This window comes from Paraburkholderia sp. Ac-20340 (assembly GCF_017104965.1).
In the GTDB taxonomy this organism is placed as follows: domain Bacteria; phylum Pseudomonadota; class Gammaproteobacteria; order Burkholderiales; family Burkholderiaceae; genus Paraburkholderia.
In genome coordinates, this window is record NZ_JAAGPR010000037.1 from 33,444 (window position 1) to 53,528 (window position 20,085).

Sequence of the window (20,085 nt, forward strand, 5' to 3'; positions counted from 1 at the left end):
ATAATGGATTTTTATTCCATTGCAATGGAAATTGTGTTTCGCGGCGGGCGTCAAGCGCTTCCGGCAAGGCCTCGGCGCGATGGTGCCTGCGAGTTGCCGCGCTTTCCCGGTATGATCGGCTGGCACGCTGAGACATTCATCGAGGACAAAGCGCATGATTCAATCGATTCGTAGAGGCGGCCGTAGCGCGCGCCTGGCAATGCGGCGCACCTTTGCGATCGCGACGGCGCTGGCCGGCAGCGCAGTGCTTTCTTTGGCGCACGCCCAGACGCCGGTGCCAGCGGCACTGCAGCCTGCCGGCGTGACCCACGTCGTAGCTTCGCTCGCGGCAACGGGCGTGCAGATCTACGTCTGCAAGCGCGATACCGCCAATCAACTAACGTGGACCTTTCAGGCGCCGCAAGCCGATCTCTACGACGCCTCCGGCCAGCTCGTCGTCAGGCACGGCGCGGGGCCGTCGTGGGAAGCGCCTGATGGCAGCCGGATCACGGGCAAACTGCTGCAGCACGCCGCTAATCCCGAAGACAGCGCGGCGATTCCGATGCTCCTCCTCTCGGCCACCAATGCGGGCGGCGCGGGCCTCCTGAGCACTGTTCGCTACGTGCAGCGGCTTGCCACGCACGGCGGTGCGGCACCTGCACACGCCTGCGTGCGCGAGGGCGAGGAAGGACGAAGCCCTTATCTCGCGGAGTATGTGTTTCTCGAATGAATGTGCTGTGAGCGCATGTGTATAGGCGCTCTCGGCGCAACGGTATCCGATCTTCATGGGAAAAGATGCTGCTAACTACGAACCAGTTGCCGACGCTAAGCGGATGAGGCATGCAAAGGCAGATGCACAGATCGTCGCTCAATGCAGCTTGCCGCCCATCCGTTCCTGTGGAAATGCGCGAGCGTTCGCAGCGCATAGACGCCGACTATTCAGTAGTTATCCGAACTTCCTCCACCACCACATCCGATGAAGTATGAGACTCATCCACCTTCGTCATAAGTGTTCCCGTCGTTAGCGTCTCTTGACGAAAACGGCCTGCTTCAGCAATCCGCATCTCGCCAGCTACCGACCGCCTGTATTTGCGATGCTTTCCATGTCCAACGCGCTGCGCGCGATAGATGCCGGCGTGACCGGAAAACAGAAAGGCAGTCACGCAACCGATTGCAGCAAGCGGGCCAATATCCGCGCCAAAGAGTTCGATGGCCATGATCGTAGTGGCGATCGGCGTATTGGCGGCGCCGGAGAACACCGCGACGAAACCGATCGCGGCCATCATGGCAAACGGCATATGCAGCAGCGGCGCAAGCGCATTACCGAGCGTGGCTCCAATATAGAAGAGCGGCGTCACTTCGCCACCCTTAAACCCCGTCCCCAGCGACGCAACGGTAAAACCGAATTTGCCCAGAAAGTCCCACGGCTGCATCGGCTGTTGAAACGAGCGAACGATGTCCGGAATACCCAGGCCGATGTAGTGCCAGGCACTAAACGTCCACACCGCAATGGCAATCAAGATCCCGCCGATCAATGGGCGCAAAGGTGGATAAGTGACTTTGCTCTTCACGAACGCGCCCAGTTTGTGCGCGCTGGTCGCGAACGCCATGCCGGTCAGACCGAACAGGATGCCCGCGATAACAACAGCGGCAATACTCCAGGCACCGATGGGTGCAATCGTGCCGACAACGTATTGAACATGATGAACGCCCCACGCGAGGCAAACCTTATCGGCAACGATACCTGCGACGATGCAGGGAAAAAGCGCGTCATAACGCATGCGCCCGATAGCGAGCACTTCAAGCCCGAAAATCGCACCGGCCAGCGGCGTGCCGAATACCGACGCAAACCCCGCACTCATACCGATCATAAGCAGAGTTCTGCGGTCCTCATGTTCGAGGCGAAACGCGTGAGTGAGTTGATCCGCGAGCGCGCCGCCCATCTGTACCGCAGTACCCTCACGTCCGACCGATGCACCGAATAGATGCGAGACGATCGTGCCGCCCAGCACGAGCGGCACCATTCGCAACGGCACGACCTTCTTCGGGTCGTGTATCTCGTCGATGAGCAGGTTGTTACCTGCGTCGACTGGCTTGCCCAGCTTGTGATAGAGCCAGCCCACACCGAATCCCGCAACGGGAAGCAGCCAGATGGCCCAACGATGGGCCTCGCGCCACGCAGTCGCATGATCGAGGGCGACAAGAAAAAATGCCGACGCGCTGCCCGCGAGCGCCGCAACAAGGCAAGCAATCAGCAACCACTTGCCGAAAAATGGCAGCAGTTCAAGTTGTTCAAAACGAGGGAATTTGTGCATTGGTCAATAAGCCGATGTTCCAGGGCCTGACCAACGGGAAGATGTGGACGCGAGCGCCTACAGCCCCAACGAAAGTCAGGTAACTGTAGGCGTCATTAACCGCGAGTTGAGCGCGGTGGTTAAAGGAGGAACGCCATCTCCTGTAGCAGGAATATACAGGAACGCGTTGAAGCGAACAACCGCTGGTAACGCGCCAAACGCGTTCCAGTTCATTTGCGTTACTCGGGCCGGCCACGGATCAGTGCTATCTGCCTATCACTCGCCGGCGAATTTTGGCGACATCGGGTATCACACTCATGGCAGTATAAGATGTGGCATTTTTGTGACGATGCGCGAGCACTCATCGAACCCGAGGTGATGCCCTATGTTCGGCCGATTCATGCCTGGAGCAGGCAATTTCTTCGAACTCTTCAATGCTCACGCCCGCTATATCGTGGATGGCAGCCGTGCGCTCGAAAAACTCATTGAGAATATCGAGGACGCCGAGCATCACCGGCGTAACGTCAAGGTCATCGAGAAATCCGCAGACAAGCTCACCAGCGACTGCAACGATCTGCTGCACAAGACGTTCATCACCCCGCTCCATCGCGACCAGATCCAGCAACTCATCAACACGATGGACGACATCATCGATGTCATCGAAGACGTCGCGAACACCATTACGCTCTATGACGTAACAGCGCTGCCCGACGATGCAATCGAATTCGCGCGTCTGAGTACACGAACCGCCATTCAGGTTCAACAGGCAGTCAGCATGCTTTCCGACATGAAGCAGGCAGAACAGATCCTCCAATGCTGCAAGCAAATCGACGAGCTTGAATCGGATGTCGACAGATTGCTGCGTATTGCGATCTCGCGACTCTTTCGTGAAGAAGAGGACGTCAAGACACTGATCAAGCTGAAGAGCGTCTACGAACTGCTTGAAACCATCACCGACAAATGCGAGGACGCCGCCATGATCATCGAGGGCATCGTATTGGAAAACGCCTGAGCGAGCGATCTTGGGAGCCGCCGCAATGGCATGGTGAATTGCAGCCCGGCTGATTTGATGCGCGAAACCCAGCCCGCAATATTCTCGAATAATCGCCCAATCTATGTGACACTGTTGTCACACTCAGGCGCTGTTCCAGGAGCATTCCAGCAACAGGTTGCATGAACCATGATGTGACGGTCGACTATCGTGTTGATCCTTCTGAATCTCCTCTCCGGTGTGTCGCTCCTGGTATGGGGCACACACATCGTGCGTACCGGCATTCTGCGCGTGTTCGGCGCAGACCTTCGCGCGATTCTGGGCCGCAGCACCGGTAGCCGGCTCAAGGCCTTTCTCGCCGGCGTTGGCGTCACGAGCCTCGTTCAAAGCAGTAACGCCACGGCGGTCATCATCACGTCGTTTGCCGCGCAAGGCATGGTCTCGCTCGCCAGCGGACTGACGATCATGCTGGGCGCCGATGTCGGCACCGCGCTCATGGCGCGGGTGCTGACGCTCGATCTGTCCTGGCTTTCTCCGCTGCTGATACTCGCGGGTGTACCGCTTTTCCTCACGCGCAAGCAAACGCGCGCGGGGCAAACGGGGCGAGCGATTATCGGGCTCGGCTTGATCCTGCTCGCACTCCATCTGATCGTAGAGGCCGCACAACCCATGATGCAGGGCGCGGGTGTGCGCGTGATGTTCAGCGCCCTGACCGGCGACACCGTGCTCGATGCGCTGGTCGGCGCCGCCTTCGCGATGCTCTCGTATTCGAGTCTCGCTGCCGTTCTTTTAACGGCGACGCTTGCCTCTTCAGGCGTCATTTCGCTGAAGGTCGCGTTGTGCCTCGTGGTTGGTGCGAACCTCGGAAGCGGACTGCTTGCGCTAATGAGTGCCCTGCCGCAGAACGCCGCGGCCCGTCGCCTGGCTGCAGGAAGCTTTGCGTTCAAACTGATCGGCGCGCTGATCATCCTGCCGTTCGCTTCGCTGCTCGCCAAAGTTCTGCCCGTGCTGATTGCGAATCCGCGTGAGGCAGTGGTCGGGTTCCATCTCATCTACAACACGGTGCGCTGTTGCGCGTGCCTCACGGTGGTCGACCGGGTCGCTGCCATCAGCCGCAGATTATTGCCCGACCGGGCGCAGACGAGCGGCGAACTTCGTCCGTTGCATCTCGATCCTGCCGGGCTCGTCACGCCGGGACTTGCCCTTGCGAATGCCTCGCGGGAAGTGCTCCGCATTGGCGACATCGTCAGCGTGATGCTCGACAACGTGTCCGAACTGCTCCGCCGCAATGATCTTGCCGTCGCCCGCGAAACCATGCGGATGGACGATGACGTCGACCAGCTCTACGCCGAAGTCAAAAACTATCTGACGCTGATCTCACGTGAGCAACTCGACGAAGCCGAGAGCCGCCGCTGGACCGATATCATTTCGCTCACCATCAATCTCGAGCATGCCGGCGACATCATCGAACGCATTGTCAGCGATATCGAAGAGAAGAAGATCTCGCAGCGGCTTGCCTTTTCCGAGCAGGGTTTGGGCGAACTCGACGATCTGCATGCGCGCCTCGTGAGCAATCTCCGTCTCGGGCTGTCGGTGTTTCTCAACAACGATCTACGCTGCGCCGAGCAGCTTCTCGCCGAAAAGGAACGGTTCCGGGATCTGGAGCGCGTCTATTCCCACAAGCATCTGGACCGGCTTGCGGGACAGGCACTGCGTAGCGTGGAAACGAGTGCATTGCACCTGGATCTGATCAGCAATATGAAAAGGCTGAATTCACTCTTTTGCTCGACGGCCTACCCGGTACTCGACGCGGCAGGCGCACTTCACGAGACCCGGCTTCGCAAGCGTTCGCTAGACAGCCTGCATCAGAAGGAATGATCGGATTCGCAATGCCTCGGGCGATCAGGAAAAACCCTGCAATGCAGGCGTTTCAGTTGCCACGCGTACAGACAACCGGCAAAGACCGGCCCATCTTCCCCGCGCGAAATCGGCGGTGAGGTTCCGCGCGATGTCTCCTGCCACGCAAACGTAGCGATGCCGGCCGCCAGTCTGCCGACTCGCGTTGCGATCGATCGACATCCGGCACGAAGCCTGAGTCAGGGGCATCGCCTGCCGCAGGTCGCGCCGGCAATAGCGTTCTGGTTGCCAATACAACGAAAAAATCGATCCAACTGGTTCGCATCTGTGCCCCACCCGGTTCATCCATCGTGCGCGCGTCGTTGCGTTTCCGACTGATGAAAAAAAACGCCCCGAAGCGCGCATCGGGAATGCTTCCCTGTGCCCACGCTTCGAGACGCCGTTGTCTCGCCTTCCCGTTCCCCGTCGATGGCAGGATGCGACTTCTGGCCTTCGTTGACCAGCCGCCGATGCTACAACGCCATCGGTTTAACAAAACCGTCGCTCACAGTAACTGCGCCATTATTCCTCGTCCAGTACATTTTCCGCTTGCTGCTCCCATCGGCATGGAAGCAAGCTTGGGGCGTTCGAGTCGCGCAGGCAAATGCCTGTCACTGAGCGTTAAATATCGGCGTCGTGTGCCTGCCTGGCCACCGGCTGCCATACCTCAACCGCGAGTTTGACCTGACCGGCCGCCGACAAAACCGCAGCGACAACTGGCGCGTCTCCGGCTACTTCACGGCGAGGCGAATCCATGTGGATGCCGATTTTGGCGGAATAGCCCTGGTAAAAGGCGGCAGGAAACGCTGCGCTAATGTCGCCAATAAAATATGCTAGCTGCGTTAAACGAACGATGCGAAACGCTGGTTCGCAAGCTTAAACATTGGCGTCGAACCCATTCAAAGCGCAAGTAATCCCCAGAAGAATGCAAAAGAAGGAGGCGGAGAGCACTAAACACGAAAGGCAATTGGACACAGGAGAAACACACTGCCTTTCATGAATCCTGGTCACCCGGCCATCGAACAAATACCTAAAGGAACTGACGGATAACGTGCGGGAGCGTCGTGCATCGGGCAGGGAATCTGCGGGGAATGTCTTGCATAGAGCCGATGTCGGGGAAGTGGGTTTGGCGCTGCTGTATCCGCACGCTGCTTGCCGTTAGCGCCGAACATGCGAGTCACTCGTGAAACGCGACAATAATATTTCCTCACTCGGCAAGCGCGCAAGAACGTGCGATATCATTGCGCCATCGACGATTGCACCGTTTACACCGCTGTCGTCCAGCGGCGCACTGTCGATATTCCACGAACCCTGGTGGCTCGACATCGCCACGCAAGGGAACTGGAAACTCGCAACAGTCAATCGCAACAATCAGATCATCGGGGAAATGCCTTATACGCCGACGCGTCAGCATCTGTGGCGCGTGGCGCATCTTCCGCCGCTCACGCGCACGCTCGGCCCCGTGATCAAACCGGTGACAGGTAGCGACGCGTGCCAACGGCATCATCGTCACGATGTCACGGCGAAACTGATCGAGCAGCTTCCCGATTGCGACAGCTTTTTTCAGGTATTCGATCCGCGTATCGACGATGCGATTGCCTTTGCGCTCAAGGGCTTTTCGGTCTCGGCGCGCTACACGTTCCAGATCGATGCAAACAGCTCGACAGACGATGCGTGGGCGAGTCTCGACACCAAGACCCGCAATGTGATTCGCGGCGCCCAACGCAGTCTCACAGTCGCGCCGATAGAAACTCCGTGCGAATTCATTCAGTTCTACGAAGCCAATCTGGCTTCCCGTTCGCGTACCAATGCTTATTCGTCGGAAGTCATGCGTCAGCTTGTCAAAGCGTTCGTCGAGCGCAAGGCAGGCACCCTGCTCGGCGTGTACGAAACGGGCGGCAGGCTGGTCGCGGCCATTGGCCTGGTGTGGGACCGTCACGCGACGTATTATCTGCTGACATCGCGGGTGCAAGACGCACATTGCGGCTCGATCAGCCTGTTGCTCTGGACCGGCATCCAGCGCGCGCTGGAGAGCAAGCTCACATTTGATTTCGACGGCTTCGCGAGCCCTTCGACGTTTCACTTCCTCAGCGCTTTCGGCGCCACGCTGCGCCAGCGCCTCGCCGTCGAGCGGCTTGGCACGGGTTACTCGTTAGCGCGCGCGGTCAAACGACGGATTGCGCCGAGCAAGGAGTTTGCGCCCACGCTCTGAACTCCGTGTTAAAGGAATGACTGGGCCCGCAACGGAGTCATTCCTTTTATCAGGCGCTGCAAGTCCATTCCCGGCAAGGTTGAATCGAGACTCGACCTTGCGCTGTTGACTAGTGGAAATGTCACCTTCGCTGATCGAGGGATTGAAGCAATTCGAATCCTTCAGGCCAGCCGCCCAGATTGCTATTCGCATTGAGATGGCCTTTTTCTCCAGCGTCGACGAATCGACTTCCCCATGCAGCAGCACAGCGACGCGCATGATCCGAACTTCCATAAGGATCGTTGGAACTGGACACGACGATAGTGGGAAACGACAGCCGTTCCGTGGGTAGCGGCAAAAATCCGGTTGCATCCGCAACGGGAAAGGCGTGTGCCGTGGGATCGGGCACAGCGACAAGCAGAGCACCGCGAATCCGCCGAAAATGGCGAGACGCCCAATGCGCGACCGCCAGGCATCCAAGGCTGTGTGCAACGATGACAGGATCTTCTGCGCTTTGCGCAAGTTGTCGATCGATTGCAGTCACCCACTCGCTACACGCAACCCGATCCCAATCTTCGACAGCAAGCCGCCGCCACTCGGGATGCTGCGTTTCCCAGATACTTTGCCAATGAGATGGCCCGGAATTGCCAATCCCTGGAACAATAAAAACAGCGTCGTCCATCTGCCAGATCTCCGTGGTGAATGAACATCCAGTGTAAAAGCGCACGGATTCTGGCAACATCCCAGATCAAATGAATTGACGGCTAAAAGCCGTCAAAGATAACGAATTTGGCGGGGTGCACAAATGAAACCTAAGCAGGTAACGTTGGACCGGCTCGACTGGCGGATATTGGAGGCTCTTCAGAGTAACGCGCGAATCAGCAATACCGAACTCGGCAAGCAGATCGGACTTTCGCAGCCGGCCGTTACCGCGCGTATCAAACGACTGGAAGCACACGGCGTCATCGAGGGTTACGCGGCCCGGATCAACCCAGGTCTCGTGGGCCGTGGCATTGCGGCCATCGTCCGGATTCGCACGACTCATGCGCAGATCAAGCATTGCCTGAGCGCTTTCGAAGCGTCGCCGGAAATCGTCGAGGCGCATCGCATCACTGGCGAAGACTGCTTCGTGGTGCGCATTGTGGTCGAGGATATGGCGCAGCTCGAAGCTGCGATCGACTCACTGGCGAAATTTGGGCCGGTAACGACCAGCGTGGTGCTGGCGAGTTATCCACCGAAGGTAATCCGAGGGGCGTAGCTTTGAGGGGCCGGCTTGTAGCAAGTCGGCTTGCCCGCTATCTGAGAGTTCCTGCGTTCGCGACTCTGCGGCCAACGTTGAAATCAATGAGCCAGCCACAAAAAAGAGTCACGAATCTTTGCCCTGGCTTCAGGAAGCGCTTTGCGAATCGCCATCAACGGGAATCAATTGCCCGGAAATGGAACGTCCGGCATCGGATGCCAGAAAGACAGCGAGCGCCCCGAGCTCCGCCGGATTCACGAAATGTTTGATCGACTGATTGGCGAGCGCAGCCGCTTCCTCCTGCGCGACTGTGCGGCCGTTTGCCGACGCACGACCCGCGAGCACCTGCTGGATACGTGGCCCCTCCACCGCGCCTGGCAAGATCGCGTTGACGCGTATGCCGAATTCGCCCAGTTCACGCGACAAGGTCTTGGTGAAACCAATGAGGCCCCACTTGGTGGTGGCGTAAGGACTGCGATTCGGATAACCGAAGCGGCCCGCCAGCGATGACATGATCAAAATGACGCCCGCGCGCGATTGCTTCAGGTACGGAATGGCGTGTTGCGTCACCGTGAACGTGCCGGTCAGATTCAAACGCAGTACGGCTTCCCAGGCGTCCGGGTCCATGTCCGCGACGCTCGCGGTCGGTCCCGCAATGCCCGCGTTATTGATCAGGACGTCCAGGCCGCCCAAGGCGGACGCAGCGTCGGCGACCATACGCGATGCCGACGCGCGATCGGCGATGTCGCACACCGATGTCGTGAGGCCCGGCAATTGCGCCTGCATCTGCTGCAGTGCAGCTTCGTCGATATCGCAGATGTGAACGCTCGCGCCTGCCGCTACGAAAGCTTCGGTAATCGCGCGCCCGATCCCGCCGGCGCCGGCGGTGACAAGCACGCGCAGTCCTGTCGATGTGGTCATGAAACCCTCCTTTCCAGTTCGTTCATGATCGCCGCTCAATCGCACGCGGCGCGGATGAATTCAGGCACACCGACGGCCTTGAGCCGTCCATCGTCCTGCTTGATGCACAAGGCGCGAGTCGCGCTACCCTCGCAGATCAGCGTATCGTCGCGCATGACGCGATGGCTTTGAATGAACACTTTGCCCCGCCATTCCTCGACGCGCGTATGCACGGCCAAACGTTCGCCGTAAGTCGCAGACGTGTGAAAGCGTGTGTGAATCTCCAGCAGCGGCGCACCGATGCAATTCGGCAGTGCTTGCATTTCCCGCCATGGCGGCAGGCCGCACTGTATAAAATAATCGTGCGACGCGGCGTCCATCCAGCGCGAAAAGTTCGGAAAAAACACGATGCCCGCCGGGTCGCAATCGCCGAATTGCACGTCGATACGATAGATAGTCACTTTACTCACGAATCCATGCTCCTGATTCCAGTTCAGCCATTGTGCGCGCGTTGTCCGCGCCACACTGTCGATGCGGCGACATTTCGCGTCGGCGGCTCTGCGCTCCATGCGGAGGGATCGCAATGACCCGGCAAAAGCGGATGGTCACGCTATCGCTTACGCTCGACGAACTGCTCACGCAATCGCCGTGGTTTGCCCGCCTGGACGCAGCCGCGCAGGCCCGCGTACGCACCGAGGCGTCGGAGCGCGCCGTTGCAACGGGTCAGTCTTTGAGCCTTCACGGCGAACGGCAACACGCCTGGTTCGGCGTGCTCGAAGGCCTCATCAAGTGGTCGATCACCGCTCGCGACGGACAAACGGTGACATTGGGCGGGCAGTCGGTCGGCAGCTGGTTCGGCGAGGGCACGCTGATCCGCAACGCGCCGCGCGAATCGGTTCTCATCGCCCTGCGTGACAGCCGTGTCGCGCAAATTCCCCGCACGACCTTCAACTGGCTTCGCGAGCAGCAACCCTCGTTCAACGAGTTCCTGCTACTTCAGGTCAACGAGCGCTTGCACTGGTTCATGGGCGCCGTTGCCGCAAACGGCCTGCTCGACACCGATAGTCTCGTCGCCCGGGCGCTGGTGGGAATGGTGCAGCCGCTGTCCAATCCGGGTGGCGTCGCGCATTTGGCGCTATCGCAGGAAGAGCTCGCCAATCTCGCCGCCGTGTCGCGACAGACGTGCAATAAGGCCATGACCCGCTTCAAGAACGCAGGCCTCGTGCACACCGAATACGGCGGCATCGTCGTGGTCGATTTGCCCGGGCTGCGCGCTTTGGCCGGATAACGTCGCCTCGGGTACTCGGGTGCCCGCACGGATCGGTGTTTACGCTGTCCCGAACTGTCGCGCCATAGACAGTCGCGCTCACGCCGGCCCGAAATAATGCGTGTCATACATCAGGAGACACGCAATGAATCGCGCCCATTCGCTGCCCCCAGCAGCCGCGCCGCTCGAGAGCCCGTCAGGCCGCCTGGCCGAAGATGCCGTCTTTCAAAAGATCATCTGGCGCGTGATGCCGCTCATTCTGATCGCTTACGTCTGCGCATTCCTCGACCGTATCAATATCGGCTACGCGCAGTTGCAGATGAAGCAGGACCTTGCCTTCTCCGACGCGGTCTATGGACTCGGAGCCGGTATCTTCTTCGTCACGTATCTTTTGTTCGAACTGCAAAGCAATCTGGTGCTCGAGAAGATCGGCGCGCGGCTCACTTTCCTGCGCATCATGGTGCTGTGGGGCCTCACATCCGCCGCCACGGCATTCGTCACGGCGCCGTGGCAATTCTATGGAATCCGGCTATTGCTCGGCCTGTTCGAAGCGGGCTTTTTCCCCGGCATCATTCTTTATCTGACGTATTGGTATCCGAGCCAGCGCCGCGGCCGCGTGACGGGTCTGTTCCTGTTCGGCATGCCGATCACGGGCGTGCTCGGCGGACCGCTTTCGGGCACGATCATGAGCCGCCTGGAAGGCGTGGGCGGCATGCACGGCTGGCAATGGCTGTTCCTCGTCGAAGGCTTGCCGACGGTGTTGTTGGGGATTGTGCTGTATCGCATGCTTCCGAACCGGCCGGCTAGCGCTCCATGGCTGAACGATGCCGAGAAAGCGCTCGTGCAGTCGGTCCTCAATGCCGATCACGGCGGCAAATCCCGCTCTGGCCATCATGGCAAGCTCACCGCGGCGCTGGTCGACCCGAAGACCTACGTGCTGGCTTTCGTCTACTTCTGCTGCGCCTGCGCCGTCTACACGCTGACGTTCTGGTTGCCGACGATGATCAAAGGGCTGGGCATCGCCCCGCTTGCCACGATCGGCTGGTATACGGCCGTGCCTTATCTCTTCGGTGCGCTGGGTGTGCTCGTCATCAGCCGCAGTTCGGATCGCTTCAAGGAGCGCCGCTGGCATGTCGGCGGCACGCTGGTCCTGGGCGTCGTGGTGCTCGCCTTGACCTCGTTCCTCGGCACCGCTGTCGTACCGGTGATGGTCCTGATGTGCGTGGCCTCGTTCTTCATCTTCGGCGGCGGCTCGCTGTTCTGGTCGATCCCGCCGACCTACCTTGGCCGGGACTCGGCTGCGGCAGGGATCGCCGTCATCAGCTCGCTGGGGATCCTCGGCGGATTCGTCAGCCCGACGCTGATCGGCTGGATCAAAGGCGCGACCGGCAGCATCCAGATGGGCCTGCTTGCCCTGACCGCGGTTGTCATCGGCGGCGGTCTCACGATCCTGCTGGGCCTGCCCAAAAGCGCAGTCCGGGTTGGTCCCGGCGACGATTCGAACGCGCCTTGATCGAATTGCCATCGCCATTCCTGTTCTTTGCATCCCATTCAAAATCTGGAGTCACCCATCATGAGCAAGCCCAAAGTTATCGTGACCGTTGCGCCGACCGGCGGCATGGCCAGCAAGAAAATGAACCCGAACCTGCCGACGCAGCCGCAGGAGATCGCGGACGACACCTATCGTTGCTATAACGCCGGCGCCAGCGTCGTTGCGGTGCACGCGCGGCGTCCCGACGATGAGGCCACCTGCGATCCGGCAATCTATAGCCAGATCAACCGGCTGATTCGCGACAAATGCGACATCATCCTCAACAACTCCACCGGCGGCGGTATCAATGGCGACATGGTTCGCGAACTCGACAACGGCCTGTGGGAAATCCAGTGGGAAGAACGGCTGAAGGGCATGCAGGGCGACGGCGTCGAGATGTGCACGCTCGATGCGCAGACCGTGATTGCGAGTTTTGGCGGCAAGGAGATACTGGTGGCGACGCCGCCCTCGCGCATCCGGCAGATCGCGCAGATGATGAAGGATCGCGGCATCAAGCCGGAGTGGGAAGTGTTCGGCCTCGCCGATATCGTCCAGGATGTTCAGCGTGCGATTCATGAGGGGCTCGACGAGGCGCCGCACTTTATCAATATCGTGATCGGCGCCAATGCGTTTCAGGGCGCGTTGCCCTACACGCCCCGGTTGTTGCAGACGATGGTCGATCATCTGCCTCGCGACACCGTTTTCAATGTCAGCGCCATCGGCGCGGCGCAGTTGCCCGCCGCGATGAATTCGCTGTTGCTCGGAGGGCACGTGCGAGTCGGGCTCGAAGACAATCTCTACTACCGGCAAGGTCAGTTGGCCACCAATGTGCAACTGGTCGAGCGGCTTGTTCGCCTGGTACGCGAGATGGGCTATGAGCCGGCCACGCCCGCTGAAGCACGGGAGATCATTGGACTGCGGCCGTTGCGCGAAACCAGCCGCGCGGCCTGTCAGGAGGCTTAGGCAATGGCAGCGCGGGCCATCAAGGTGGCCGCGTTGTCGGCACGGGTGTCATTGGCGCAGGTTGGGCGACACACTTCCTGGCGCAGGGTTTTGCCGTCACGGCGACCGATCCCGGCGAGAGAGCCGAGCCGCCCTCCTGATTCCACCTCATTTGTTCCCCCGACGCAAAACTCATAGTCCATGGCGGGTGTTCGAATCCTGCGCCGATACGCCTAGAGTCTGCATCCATCGGATCGCTTCGATCCGCCCGGCAAGCAGACCGGAAACTCACTTCCAGCGAGGCCTATTGTGAACACCCCCGTGAACACCCCCAGCAGCAATTCGAAAGTCATCATCGTCACCGGCGCGTCGCAAGGCATTGGCGCGCAAACGGTCGAGGCGTTTCTCGCACTCGGCCATCGCGTGGTCGCGACGTCTCGCACCATCGCGCCCTCTACCGACGCGAATCTCGTCACAGTAGCCGGCGATATCGGCGACCCGGCCACCGCGCGCCGCGTAATCGATGCGGCCATCGAGCGCTTCGACCGCATCGATACGCTCATCAATAACGCCGGCATTTTCATCGCCAAGCCGTTCACGCAATACACGGCCGACGACTACGCGGCAATCACCCGCGTCAACCTCAACGGCTTCTTCCACATCACGCAACTGGCCGTCGAGCAGATGCTCAGGCAACGCAGCGGCCACGTGCTCAGCATCACAACGAGTCTTGTCGATCAGGCCAACCACAACGTACCTTCGGTGCTGGCTTCGCTGACCAAGGGCGGCCTGAATGCGGCAACGAAGTCGCTCGCGATCGAATACGCCGCCGCGGGCATTCGCGCCAATGCGGTGTCGCCGGGCGTCATCAAATCGCCGATGCACGCGCCCGAAACGCACGCGGCATTGAGCGCGCTGCATCCGATGGGGCGCATGGGCGAAATGAGCGAGATCGTCGATGCGATTCTCTATCTGGATTCCGCCGCCTTCGTCACCGGCGAGATCCTGCACGTGGATGGCGGCCAGAGCGCCGGGCATTGAACTCATCGAAACCAATCAACGCGCGCCGTGCCGAACGGCCGCGCAACCGGCCGGCCGCAGCTTGGCCGATGCTCGCGGCCGTGTATGGCCGCATGGCACAGACCGTGGACACCGGCATGGGCGATCTGGACTGGTCGGCAATGGCCGCTTTCCTGCTCGACCAGGAGTGCTCTGGCGGGCCGCCCGCGCCCGCCCGTTTCTCCAGCAGCCGAAAGCGCGTTTCATATTGCGGAATTCCCACCGATTTTCTGCGTCGCGGCGTTTTCGCGGTTTGAAAATGTGTTTTGCATCGCAAAATTTCTCTCGTATCTCATTGAAATATAAGCATAAATTATGTCTTATGTCTTATATAAGAGTTGGGCGAACGGCGCTTACTATTAAGTCATGCAGTGCGCTTCGAGACACGCAGCGACACGCCGGACTCACCAGTCAAACGCGCTTTCCTCTCAGGAGATACACATGTCCCAATATCAAGAAGACATCCAGGCAGTTGCCGGTTTGAAGGAGCAACAAGGCAGCGCCTGGGATGCCATCAATCCCGAATACGCCGCCCGCATGCGCGCCCAGAACAAGTTCAAGACGGGCCTGGACATCGCGAAGTACACGGCAAAGATCATGCGCGCCGACATGGCTGCCTACGATGCCGATCCGGCGAAGTACACCCAGTCGCTCGGTTGCTGGCACGGTTTCATCGGCCAGCAGAAGATGATCTCGATCAAGAAGCACTTCAACAGCACGGAACGCCGCTACCTGTATCTGTCGGGCTGGATGGTTGCGGCCCTGCGCTCGGAATTCGGCCCGCTGCCGGACCAGTCGATGCACGAAAAGACCTCCGTCAGCGCGCTGATCCGCGAGCTGTACACCTTCCTGCGTCAGGCCGATGCACGCGAACTCGGCGGTCTGTTCCGCCAGCTCGACGGCGCTGAAGGTCCGGCGAAGGCCGCGATCCAGCAAAAGATCGACAACCACGTGACCCATGTCGTGCCGATCATCGCCGACATCGACGCCGGTTTCGGCAATGCTGAAGCGACCTATCTGCTGGCCAAGCAGTTCATCGAAGCGGGCGCCTGCTGTATCCAGATCGAAAACCAGGTCTCGGACGAAAAGCAGTGCGGTCACCAGGACGGCAAGGTCACCGTGCCGCACGAGGACTTCCTCGCCAAGATCCGCGCGATCCGCTACGCCTTCCTCGAACTGGGCGTGGACGACGGCATCATCGTGGCGCGCACCGACTCGCTGGGCGCAGGCCTGACCAAGCAGATCGCCGTGACACGCCAGCCGGGCGATCTGGGCGACCAGTACAACGCGTTCCTCGACTGCGAAGAGCTGTCCGCCGACCAGTTGGGCAACGGCGACGTCATCATCAAGCGCGACGGCAAGCTGCTGCGTCCGAAGCGCCTGCCGAGCAACCTGTTCCAGTTCCGCGCCGGTTCGGGCGAAGCGCGCTGCGTGCTGGATTGCATCACCGCGCTGCAGAATGGCGCCGACCTGCTGTGGATCGAAACCGAAAAACCGCATATCGCGCAGATCGGCGGCATGGTCAGCGAAATCCGCAAGGTGATCCCGAACGCCAAGCTGGTCTACAACAACAGCCCGTCGTTCAACTGGACGCTGAACTTCCGCCAGCAGGCCTACGATGCGATGCAGGCCGCCGGCAAGGACGTGTCGAAGTACGATCGCGCCCAGCTGATGAGCGTGGAATACGACCAGACCGAACTCGCCACGCTGGCCGACGAGAAGATCCGCACCTTCCAGGCCGACGCGTCGCGTGAAGCCGGCATCTTCCACCACCTGATCACGCTGCCGACGTACCACACGGCCGCACTGTCGACGGACAACCTCGCGAAGGAATACTTCGGCGATCAAGGCATGCTCGGTTATGTGGCGGGCGTGCAGCGCAAGGAAATCCGCCAGGGCATCGCCTGCGTGAAGCACCAGAACATGTCCGGCTCGGATATCGGCGACGATCACAAGGAATACTTCAGCGGCGAAGCAGCGCTGAAGGCAGCAGGCAAGGACAACACGATGAACCAGTTCTAAGAACGGTCATTTCGCAAGCAAACAGCACGCAAAAACGCCAGCCCAGCCGGGTTGGCGTTTTTTTATCCGCCTTGCCGAAAACACGCGGCTGCACCAATACTCTTCGTCAAACCCGGCAACGGAGAGCACCATGTCCCTGCAGAGCATCAAGCATGTCGTCGTCGTGATGTTCGAAAACCGCTCGTTCGATACCATGCTCGGCGGTCTTTACAGCAACGGCGCGAGTCCCGCGCAATTTCTGCCTGCATCGACTGCGCAGAAAGCATTCGATGGCCTGACACCCGGGCTGTCGAATCCCACCAGGGCAGGCGGCACGATCTTCGCGACCACGCCGGCCGCCACCGCCACCCTGCCCGATCCCGACCCGCAGGAAACGTTTGTGAACGTGAGTGAGCAACTGCTCGGCGGCGCGGCAGGCGCGGCGCCGATGTCCGGCTTCGTGCTCAATTACGAAACGACCACCACGGCAGACCCCAGTCAGGTCATGCAGTGCCACAGCCCGGAACAGTTGAACGTGCTTTCCACGCTTGCGCGCGAATACAGCGTCTGCGATGCCTGGTTCGCCTCCGTGCCCAGCCAGACCTGGCCGAATCGCGCCTTCGTCCACGCGGGCACCTCGAACGGTCACGTGGACAACGGCCATCCGCCCGATCCGTTCGACTGGCAGGTACGCACCATCTTCAACGTGCTGGGCGATGTGGGCGCGAGCTGGGCCGTGTATAGCGATGCGCTGATTGCCCCTTCGCTCACGGTCACGATGTTCCCGACGCTCTGGGGTACGAAATACAAGCCGAATTTCCAGCGCTTCGGCGATTTTGTCTCCGCTTGCCAGAACAACACCTTGCCGCAGTATGCGTTTATCGAGCCGCGCTTTCTGCTCGATCCCAACGATCAGCATCCGCCGCACGACGTCTACGCGGGCGAGCGCTTTCTCTACGATATCTGGCACGCCATCAGCACTTCACCTGCGTGGCCCGAGACGCTGTTCATCATCACCTACGACGAACACGGCGGCACGTACGATCATGTGCTACCGCCCGCCAACGCCGTGTCGCCCGATGCCGCGAGCGATCCAGGCGACCAGAACTTCGCATTCGACCGCTTTGGCGTACGCGTGCCCGCCGTGGTCGTTTCGCCGTGGATCGCGCCGGGCACCGTGTTCCGCTCGCCGGAGCCCACGCCTTACGACCACACGTCGATCCTCGCCACTTTGCGCGACTGGCTCGCCATCGCGCCCACGGACATGCTCGCGAGCAAACGCGTCGCCGCCGCGCCGACGCTCGCGCCCCTGCTCACGCTCGACACGCCGCGCACCGACCTGCCGGCAATCGCCGCGCCGCCCGCCAGCGGCTTTACCGCGACCAGCCTTGCGCGCCCGCTCAACGATCTGCAGCAGAGCCTCGTGAGCGGCACCGCGCGCCGTGCGGGACTGAACCCGGCGGCGACGCTCGGTTCGATGTCCACCGGCCAGCACGCGCTGGACTTCTTCCACAAGCTGACGGGCGGAAGCCCGCCTGCCCCCCAACCCGCCGATCCCGCCAGCGAGACCGCACCGGCAAGCCCATCGCCACAGGACTAACCGGCGCCGGGCGGCGACTCGCGCCACCGTCATCAACGCGCAATCTGCACGCGGTACGCTGGGCGTACAAGAACTCAGATCCCAGCACCGCATGCAACCCGTCACCTCAGAGTGTGACCGGGCGTCAGTCCGCGCCGCCCGTCTTAGTGTCTTCGCGAGCGCCTCGCTGGTGGCCGTGCAACTGACGATCGGCTGGTGCGCGGATTCGCGCGCCATCTTCGCCGACGGCGTCCACACCTTCATCGATCTGCTGGTCGATGCACTGCTTTTTGCCTCGCTGTTGCTGCGCGCCAGTCAGTTGCGCAAGCTGCCGCGCATGGCCGCGTCCTTCACGCCGGCGACCTTCTGCACCACAGTCTCAGCCCTCGCGGGCGCTGCATTGCTGGCTCAGGGTTGCGGCGGCATGTCGGTTGCGGACGCAACGATTCCGGCCGCCACCAGCGGCGCGACACAGAGCTGGGTGCTGGCGGCAGCGTTGCTGGTGATCGCCATCCGCGAATACACGGCGCGACGCCTGAGCGCCACTGCGGAAAAAGTCGCCGATACCGATTCGCGCGCCGCAAGCGTATTGAGCGCGGGTGCGTGGCATGCGCGCATCGATGCGTTGTCAGCTTGTGCTGCGGCGGCTGGCGCGGGCGGGATTCTGGCAGGCTTCGGCAACCTCGACCATATCGCCACGGCTTTGATCGGCGCGATCATGCTCGCCACGGCGATCTTTCCGAAAGACAGCCCGATTCGCAAAGCACTGGGCTTCCTCAAGGCGTCTGCATGGCGGATGTGCTCGCTGCGCATGGGGCCTCGCGCGCAGGCTTCGGAGCGTGGCGCAGGACGCTAGAGCTGCCAGCGCAACCGCGCCTCTGCGCGGCTGCATCAGCCACTAATACACGCTGGGTACGCCCGGCGGACGATGTTTGAAGCGCCGATGCACCCAGTAGTACTGCTCTGGGCACTTACGTATCTGCGTTTCCAGAAACTCGTTGATCCGACGCGCATCCTGTGTGTCGCATTCCGATGGAAAGTCGCCGAGCGGCTCGAAGATGGTGAGCTTGTATCCGCGATAATCCGGCAGCACTTCCGTAACGAACGGCACCACCCGCGCATGGGCCAGGCGTGCCAGGCGCGAAACCGACGTGAGCGTGCAGGCGGGAACGCCGAAGAACGGCACAAAAACGGAATTGTGGATGCCGTGATCCATGTCCGCGGCCAGCATGACCGGTTTGCCCGAGCGAAGCAGCCCAACGATCTTCCTCGCGCTGGTCGAACGTTCGATCATCTCCGCGCCAAATCTGCCGCGTTGGCGCTTCGCCAGCGCGCACAGGCGCGCGTTCGACATCCGCGTGTACAACGAGGCGGCGGGCGATTGCGTCGAATACAGTATGCAGCCCACCTCGATGCTCACAAAGTGAAAGCCCAGGAAGATGGTCGGTGGCGCATTCGGGTCGTCCAGATCAATCCGGCTTTCGATGTCCACCAGCTTCAGCAAGGACTTCGCACTGCCAAACCATTGAATGCCGCGTTCGAAATAGCTGCGGATGACATGGCGAAAGTGATTTCGCGCGAGGTCGTCGTACTCGCGTTCCGAGCGGTCTGGAAAGCACAGCCGCAGGTTGACGTGAACGATACGTTTGCGGGAGCTCGGAAGCCGGTACAGCAGCGCGCCGAGCGAGCTGCCAAGCCTCGCGACCAGCCCGTAAGGAAGGATAGAAAGAACGCGTAGCAGCGCCACCATCGCAGCAAAGCCTGCTCGCCCCAAGAATTTTTCCTGCTTATGCGTTTCGTCTATCGCCATTTGGAAAAGTATCGACACTGATGGACAGCGATCCTTGCTAGGCTCAGCGCCGTGGCGGGAAGCTGGAACGAAAAAATTGAGGTTGCGACGCCATTGTCTTGAGGTGAACGAAGCGTAGCAATTTCAGGCCGGCTTCGCACGTGCCACTTTGTGACAGGCTATGTCGCGACGCACCATAAGGATTTGTCCCCGGTAAAGGACGATTGGCCCGCTCGCGGCCTGCCTCAAGCCGTAACGGCGCAGCAGCGTCACGGCGTAACGCACACCGAAGCACCGGCCAGACACGCTACTACTGCGTCCCCATCGACGCCAGCCGTCACCCCTTACCCCAACTATCACCACGGTTATTCTGGTCAATCTAAATAGTAATGGTTATCATTTACAAATCCAGATGACGTAGACGCA

Annotated in this window: 17 protein-coding genes, 2 pseudogenes and 1 riboswitch; of the genes and pseudogenes, 14 read left to right on the top strand and 5 right to left on the bottom strand. The window is 60.6% G+C overall.

Annotation, left to right across the window (positions count from 1 at the left end):
- The first annotated feature begins 154 nt into the window (after positions 1-154).
- Positions 155-709 carry a DUF3455 domain-containing protein gene (locus G3N59_RS31230; protein ID WP_205986709.1) on the top strand — a complete coding sequence of 185 codons (555 nt, stop codon included), beginning with the start codon at positions 155-157 and terminating at the stop codon, positions 707-709.
- 205 nt (positions 710-914) lie between these two features.
- Here G3N59_RS31230 and G3N59_RS31235 read toward each other — a convergent pair whose 3' ends face one another.
- Positions 915-2,294, bottom strand: a complete 1,380-nt coding sequence (locus G3N59_RS31235; RefSeq protein WP_205986710.1) for a voltage-gated chloride channel family protein — start codon at positions 2,292-2,294, stop codon at positions 915-917.
- Positions 2,295-2,373: 79 nt separating this feature from the next.
- A riboswitch (Fluoride riboswitch) is annotated at positions 2,374-2,444 on the bottom strand.
- A gap of 214 nt (positions 2,445-2,658) precedes the next feature.
- Here G3N59_RS31235 and G3N59_RS31240 point away from each other — a divergent pair.
- From G3N59_RS31240 to G3N59_RS31250, 3 genes are all read left to right on the top strand, one after another.
- Positions 2,659-3,285 (top strand): DUF47 family protein, encoded by a 627-nt coding sequence (locus tag G3N59_RS31240; protein WP_205986711.1) that lies wholly within the window; start codon positions 2,659-2,661, stop codon positions 3,283-3,285.
- Between the two features lie 189 nt (positions 3,286-3,474).
- Complete coding sequence (locus G3N59_RS31245; RefSeq protein WP_205986712.1) at positions 3,475-5,142, top strand: Na/Pi cotransporter family protein; 1,668 nt, start codon at positions 3,475-3,477, stop codon at positions 5,140-5,142.
- Positions 5,143-6,343: 1,201 nt separating this feature from the next.
- Positions 6,344-7,372 carry a GNAT family N-acetyltransferase gene (locus G3N59_RS31250; RefSeq protein ID WP_346777969.1) on the top strand — a complete coding sequence of 343 codons (1,029 nt, stop codon included), beginning with the start codon at positions 6,344-6,346 and terminating at the stop codon, positions 7,370-7,372.
- Between the two features lie 121 nt (positions 7,373-7,493).
- On the opposite strand, the gene G3N59_RS31255 is transcribed toward G3N59_RS31250, so the two are convergent.
- Positions 7,494-8,033 (bottom strand): alpha/beta hydrolase, encoded by a 540-nt coding sequence (locus G3N59_RS31255; protein ID WP_205986713.1) that lies wholly within the window; start codon positions 8,031-8,033, stop codon positions 7,494-7,496.
- 123 nt (positions 8,034-8,156) lie between these two features.
- Between G3N59_RS31255 and G3N59_RS31260 the strand changes: the two genes are divergently transcribed.
- Positions 8,157-8,609, top strand: a complete 453-nt coding sequence (locus G3N59_RS31260) for an Lrp/AsnC family transcriptional regulator (RefSeq protein WP_205986714.1) — start codon at positions 8,157-8,159, stop codon at positions 8,607-8,609.
- 129 nt (positions 8,610-8,738) lie between these two features.
- On the opposite strand, the gene G3N59_RS31265 is transcribed toward G3N59_RS31260, so the two are convergent.
- Both G3N59_RS31265 and G3N59_RS31270 read right to left on the bottom strand, forming a co-directional pair.
- On the bottom strand, positions 8,739-9,512 hold the full coding sequence (locus G3N59_RS31265) for an SDR family oxidoreductase (protein WP_205986715.1): 774 nt from the start codon (positions 9,510-9,512) through the stop codon (positions 8,739-8,741).
- A gap of 35 nt (positions 9,513-9,547) precedes the next feature.
- Positions 9,548-9,961 carry a thioesterase family protein gene (locus G3N59_RS31270; RefSeq protein ID WP_205986749.1) on the bottom strand — a complete coding sequence of 138 codons (414 nt, stop codon included), beginning with the start codon at positions 9,959-9,961 and terminating at the stop codon, positions 9,548-9,550.
- Positions 9,962-10,074: 113 nt separating this feature from the next.
- Here G3N59_RS31270 and G3N59_RS31275 point away from each other — a divergent pair, with 113 nt between their 5' ends.
- From G3N59_RS31275 to G3N59_RS31315, 9 genes and pseudogenes are all read left to right on the top strand, one after another.
- Positions 10,075-10,779: a Crp/Fnr family transcriptional regulator gene (locus G3N59_RS31275; protein ID WP_205986716.1), complete on the top strand. Its 705-nt coding sequence runs from the start codon at positions 10,075-10,077 to the stop codon at positions 10,777-10,779.
- 124 nt (positions 10,780-10,903) lie between these two features.
- Positions 10,904-12,271: an MFS transporter gene (locus tag G3N59_RS31280; RefSeq protein WP_205986717.1), complete on the top strand. Its 1,368-nt coding sequence runs from the start codon at positions 10,904-10,906 to the stop codon at positions 12,269-12,271.
- A gap of 60 nt (positions 12,272-12,331) precedes the next feature.
- Complete coding sequence (locus G3N59_RS31285; RefSeq protein WP_205986718.1) at positions 12,332-13,252, top strand: 3-keto-5-aminohexanoate cleavage protein; 921 nt, start codon at positions 12,332-12,334, stop codon at positions 13,250-13,252.
- Positions 13,237-13,380 (top strand): annotated as a pseudogene (locus tag G3N59_RS31290) (3-hydroxyacyl-CoA dehydrogenase NAD-binding domain-containing protein); the annotation flags it as partial. The gene G3N59_RS31285 and the pseudogene G3N59_RS31290, both read left to right, overlap by 16 nt.
- A gap of 172 nt (positions 13,381-13,552) precedes the next feature.
- The gene (locus tag G3N59_RS31295; RefSeq protein WP_205986719.1) at positions 13,553-14,272 is read left to right on the top strand and encodes an SDR family oxidoreductase; all 720 of its coding nucleotides are present in this window, start codon (positions 13,553-13,555) and stop codon (positions 14,270-14,272) included.
- 68 nt (positions 14,273-14,340) lie between these two features.
- Positions 14,341-14,547: a hypothetical protein gene (locus tag G3N59_RS31300; protein WP_205986720.1), complete on the top strand. Its 207-nt coding sequence runs from the start codon at positions 14,341-14,343 to the stop codon at positions 14,545-14,547.
- A 184-nt stretch (positions 14,548-14,731) separates the two neighbouring features.
- The gene (locus G3N59_RS31305; protein WP_205986721.1) at positions 14,732-16,312 is read left to right on the top strand and encodes an isocitrate lyase; all 1,581 of its coding nucleotides are present in this window, start codon (positions 14,732-14,734) and stop codon (positions 16,310-16,312) included.
- 130 nt (positions 16,313-16,442) lie between these two features.
- Positions 16,443-17,807, top strand: a pseudogene (locus tag G3N59_RS31310) (alkaline phosphatase family protein); the annotation flags it as partial.
- 175 nt (positions 17,808-17,982) lie between these two features.
- Entirely contained in the window at positions 17,983-18,726 is a 744-nt protein-coding gene (locus G3N59_RS31315; protein ID WP_277397952.1) for a cation transporter, read from the top strand.
- Between the two features lie 42 nt (positions 18,727-18,768).
- Here G3N59_RS31315 and G3N59_RS31320 read toward each other — a convergent pair whose 3' ends face one another.
- Positions 18,769-19,680 (bottom strand): lipid A biosynthesis lauroyl acyltransferase, encoded by a 912-nt coding sequence (locus G3N59_RS31320; protein ID WP_205986724.1) that lies wholly within the window; start codon positions 19,678-19,680, stop codon positions 18,769-18,771.
- Between the last annotated feature and the right edge of the window lie 405 nt (positions 19,681-20,085).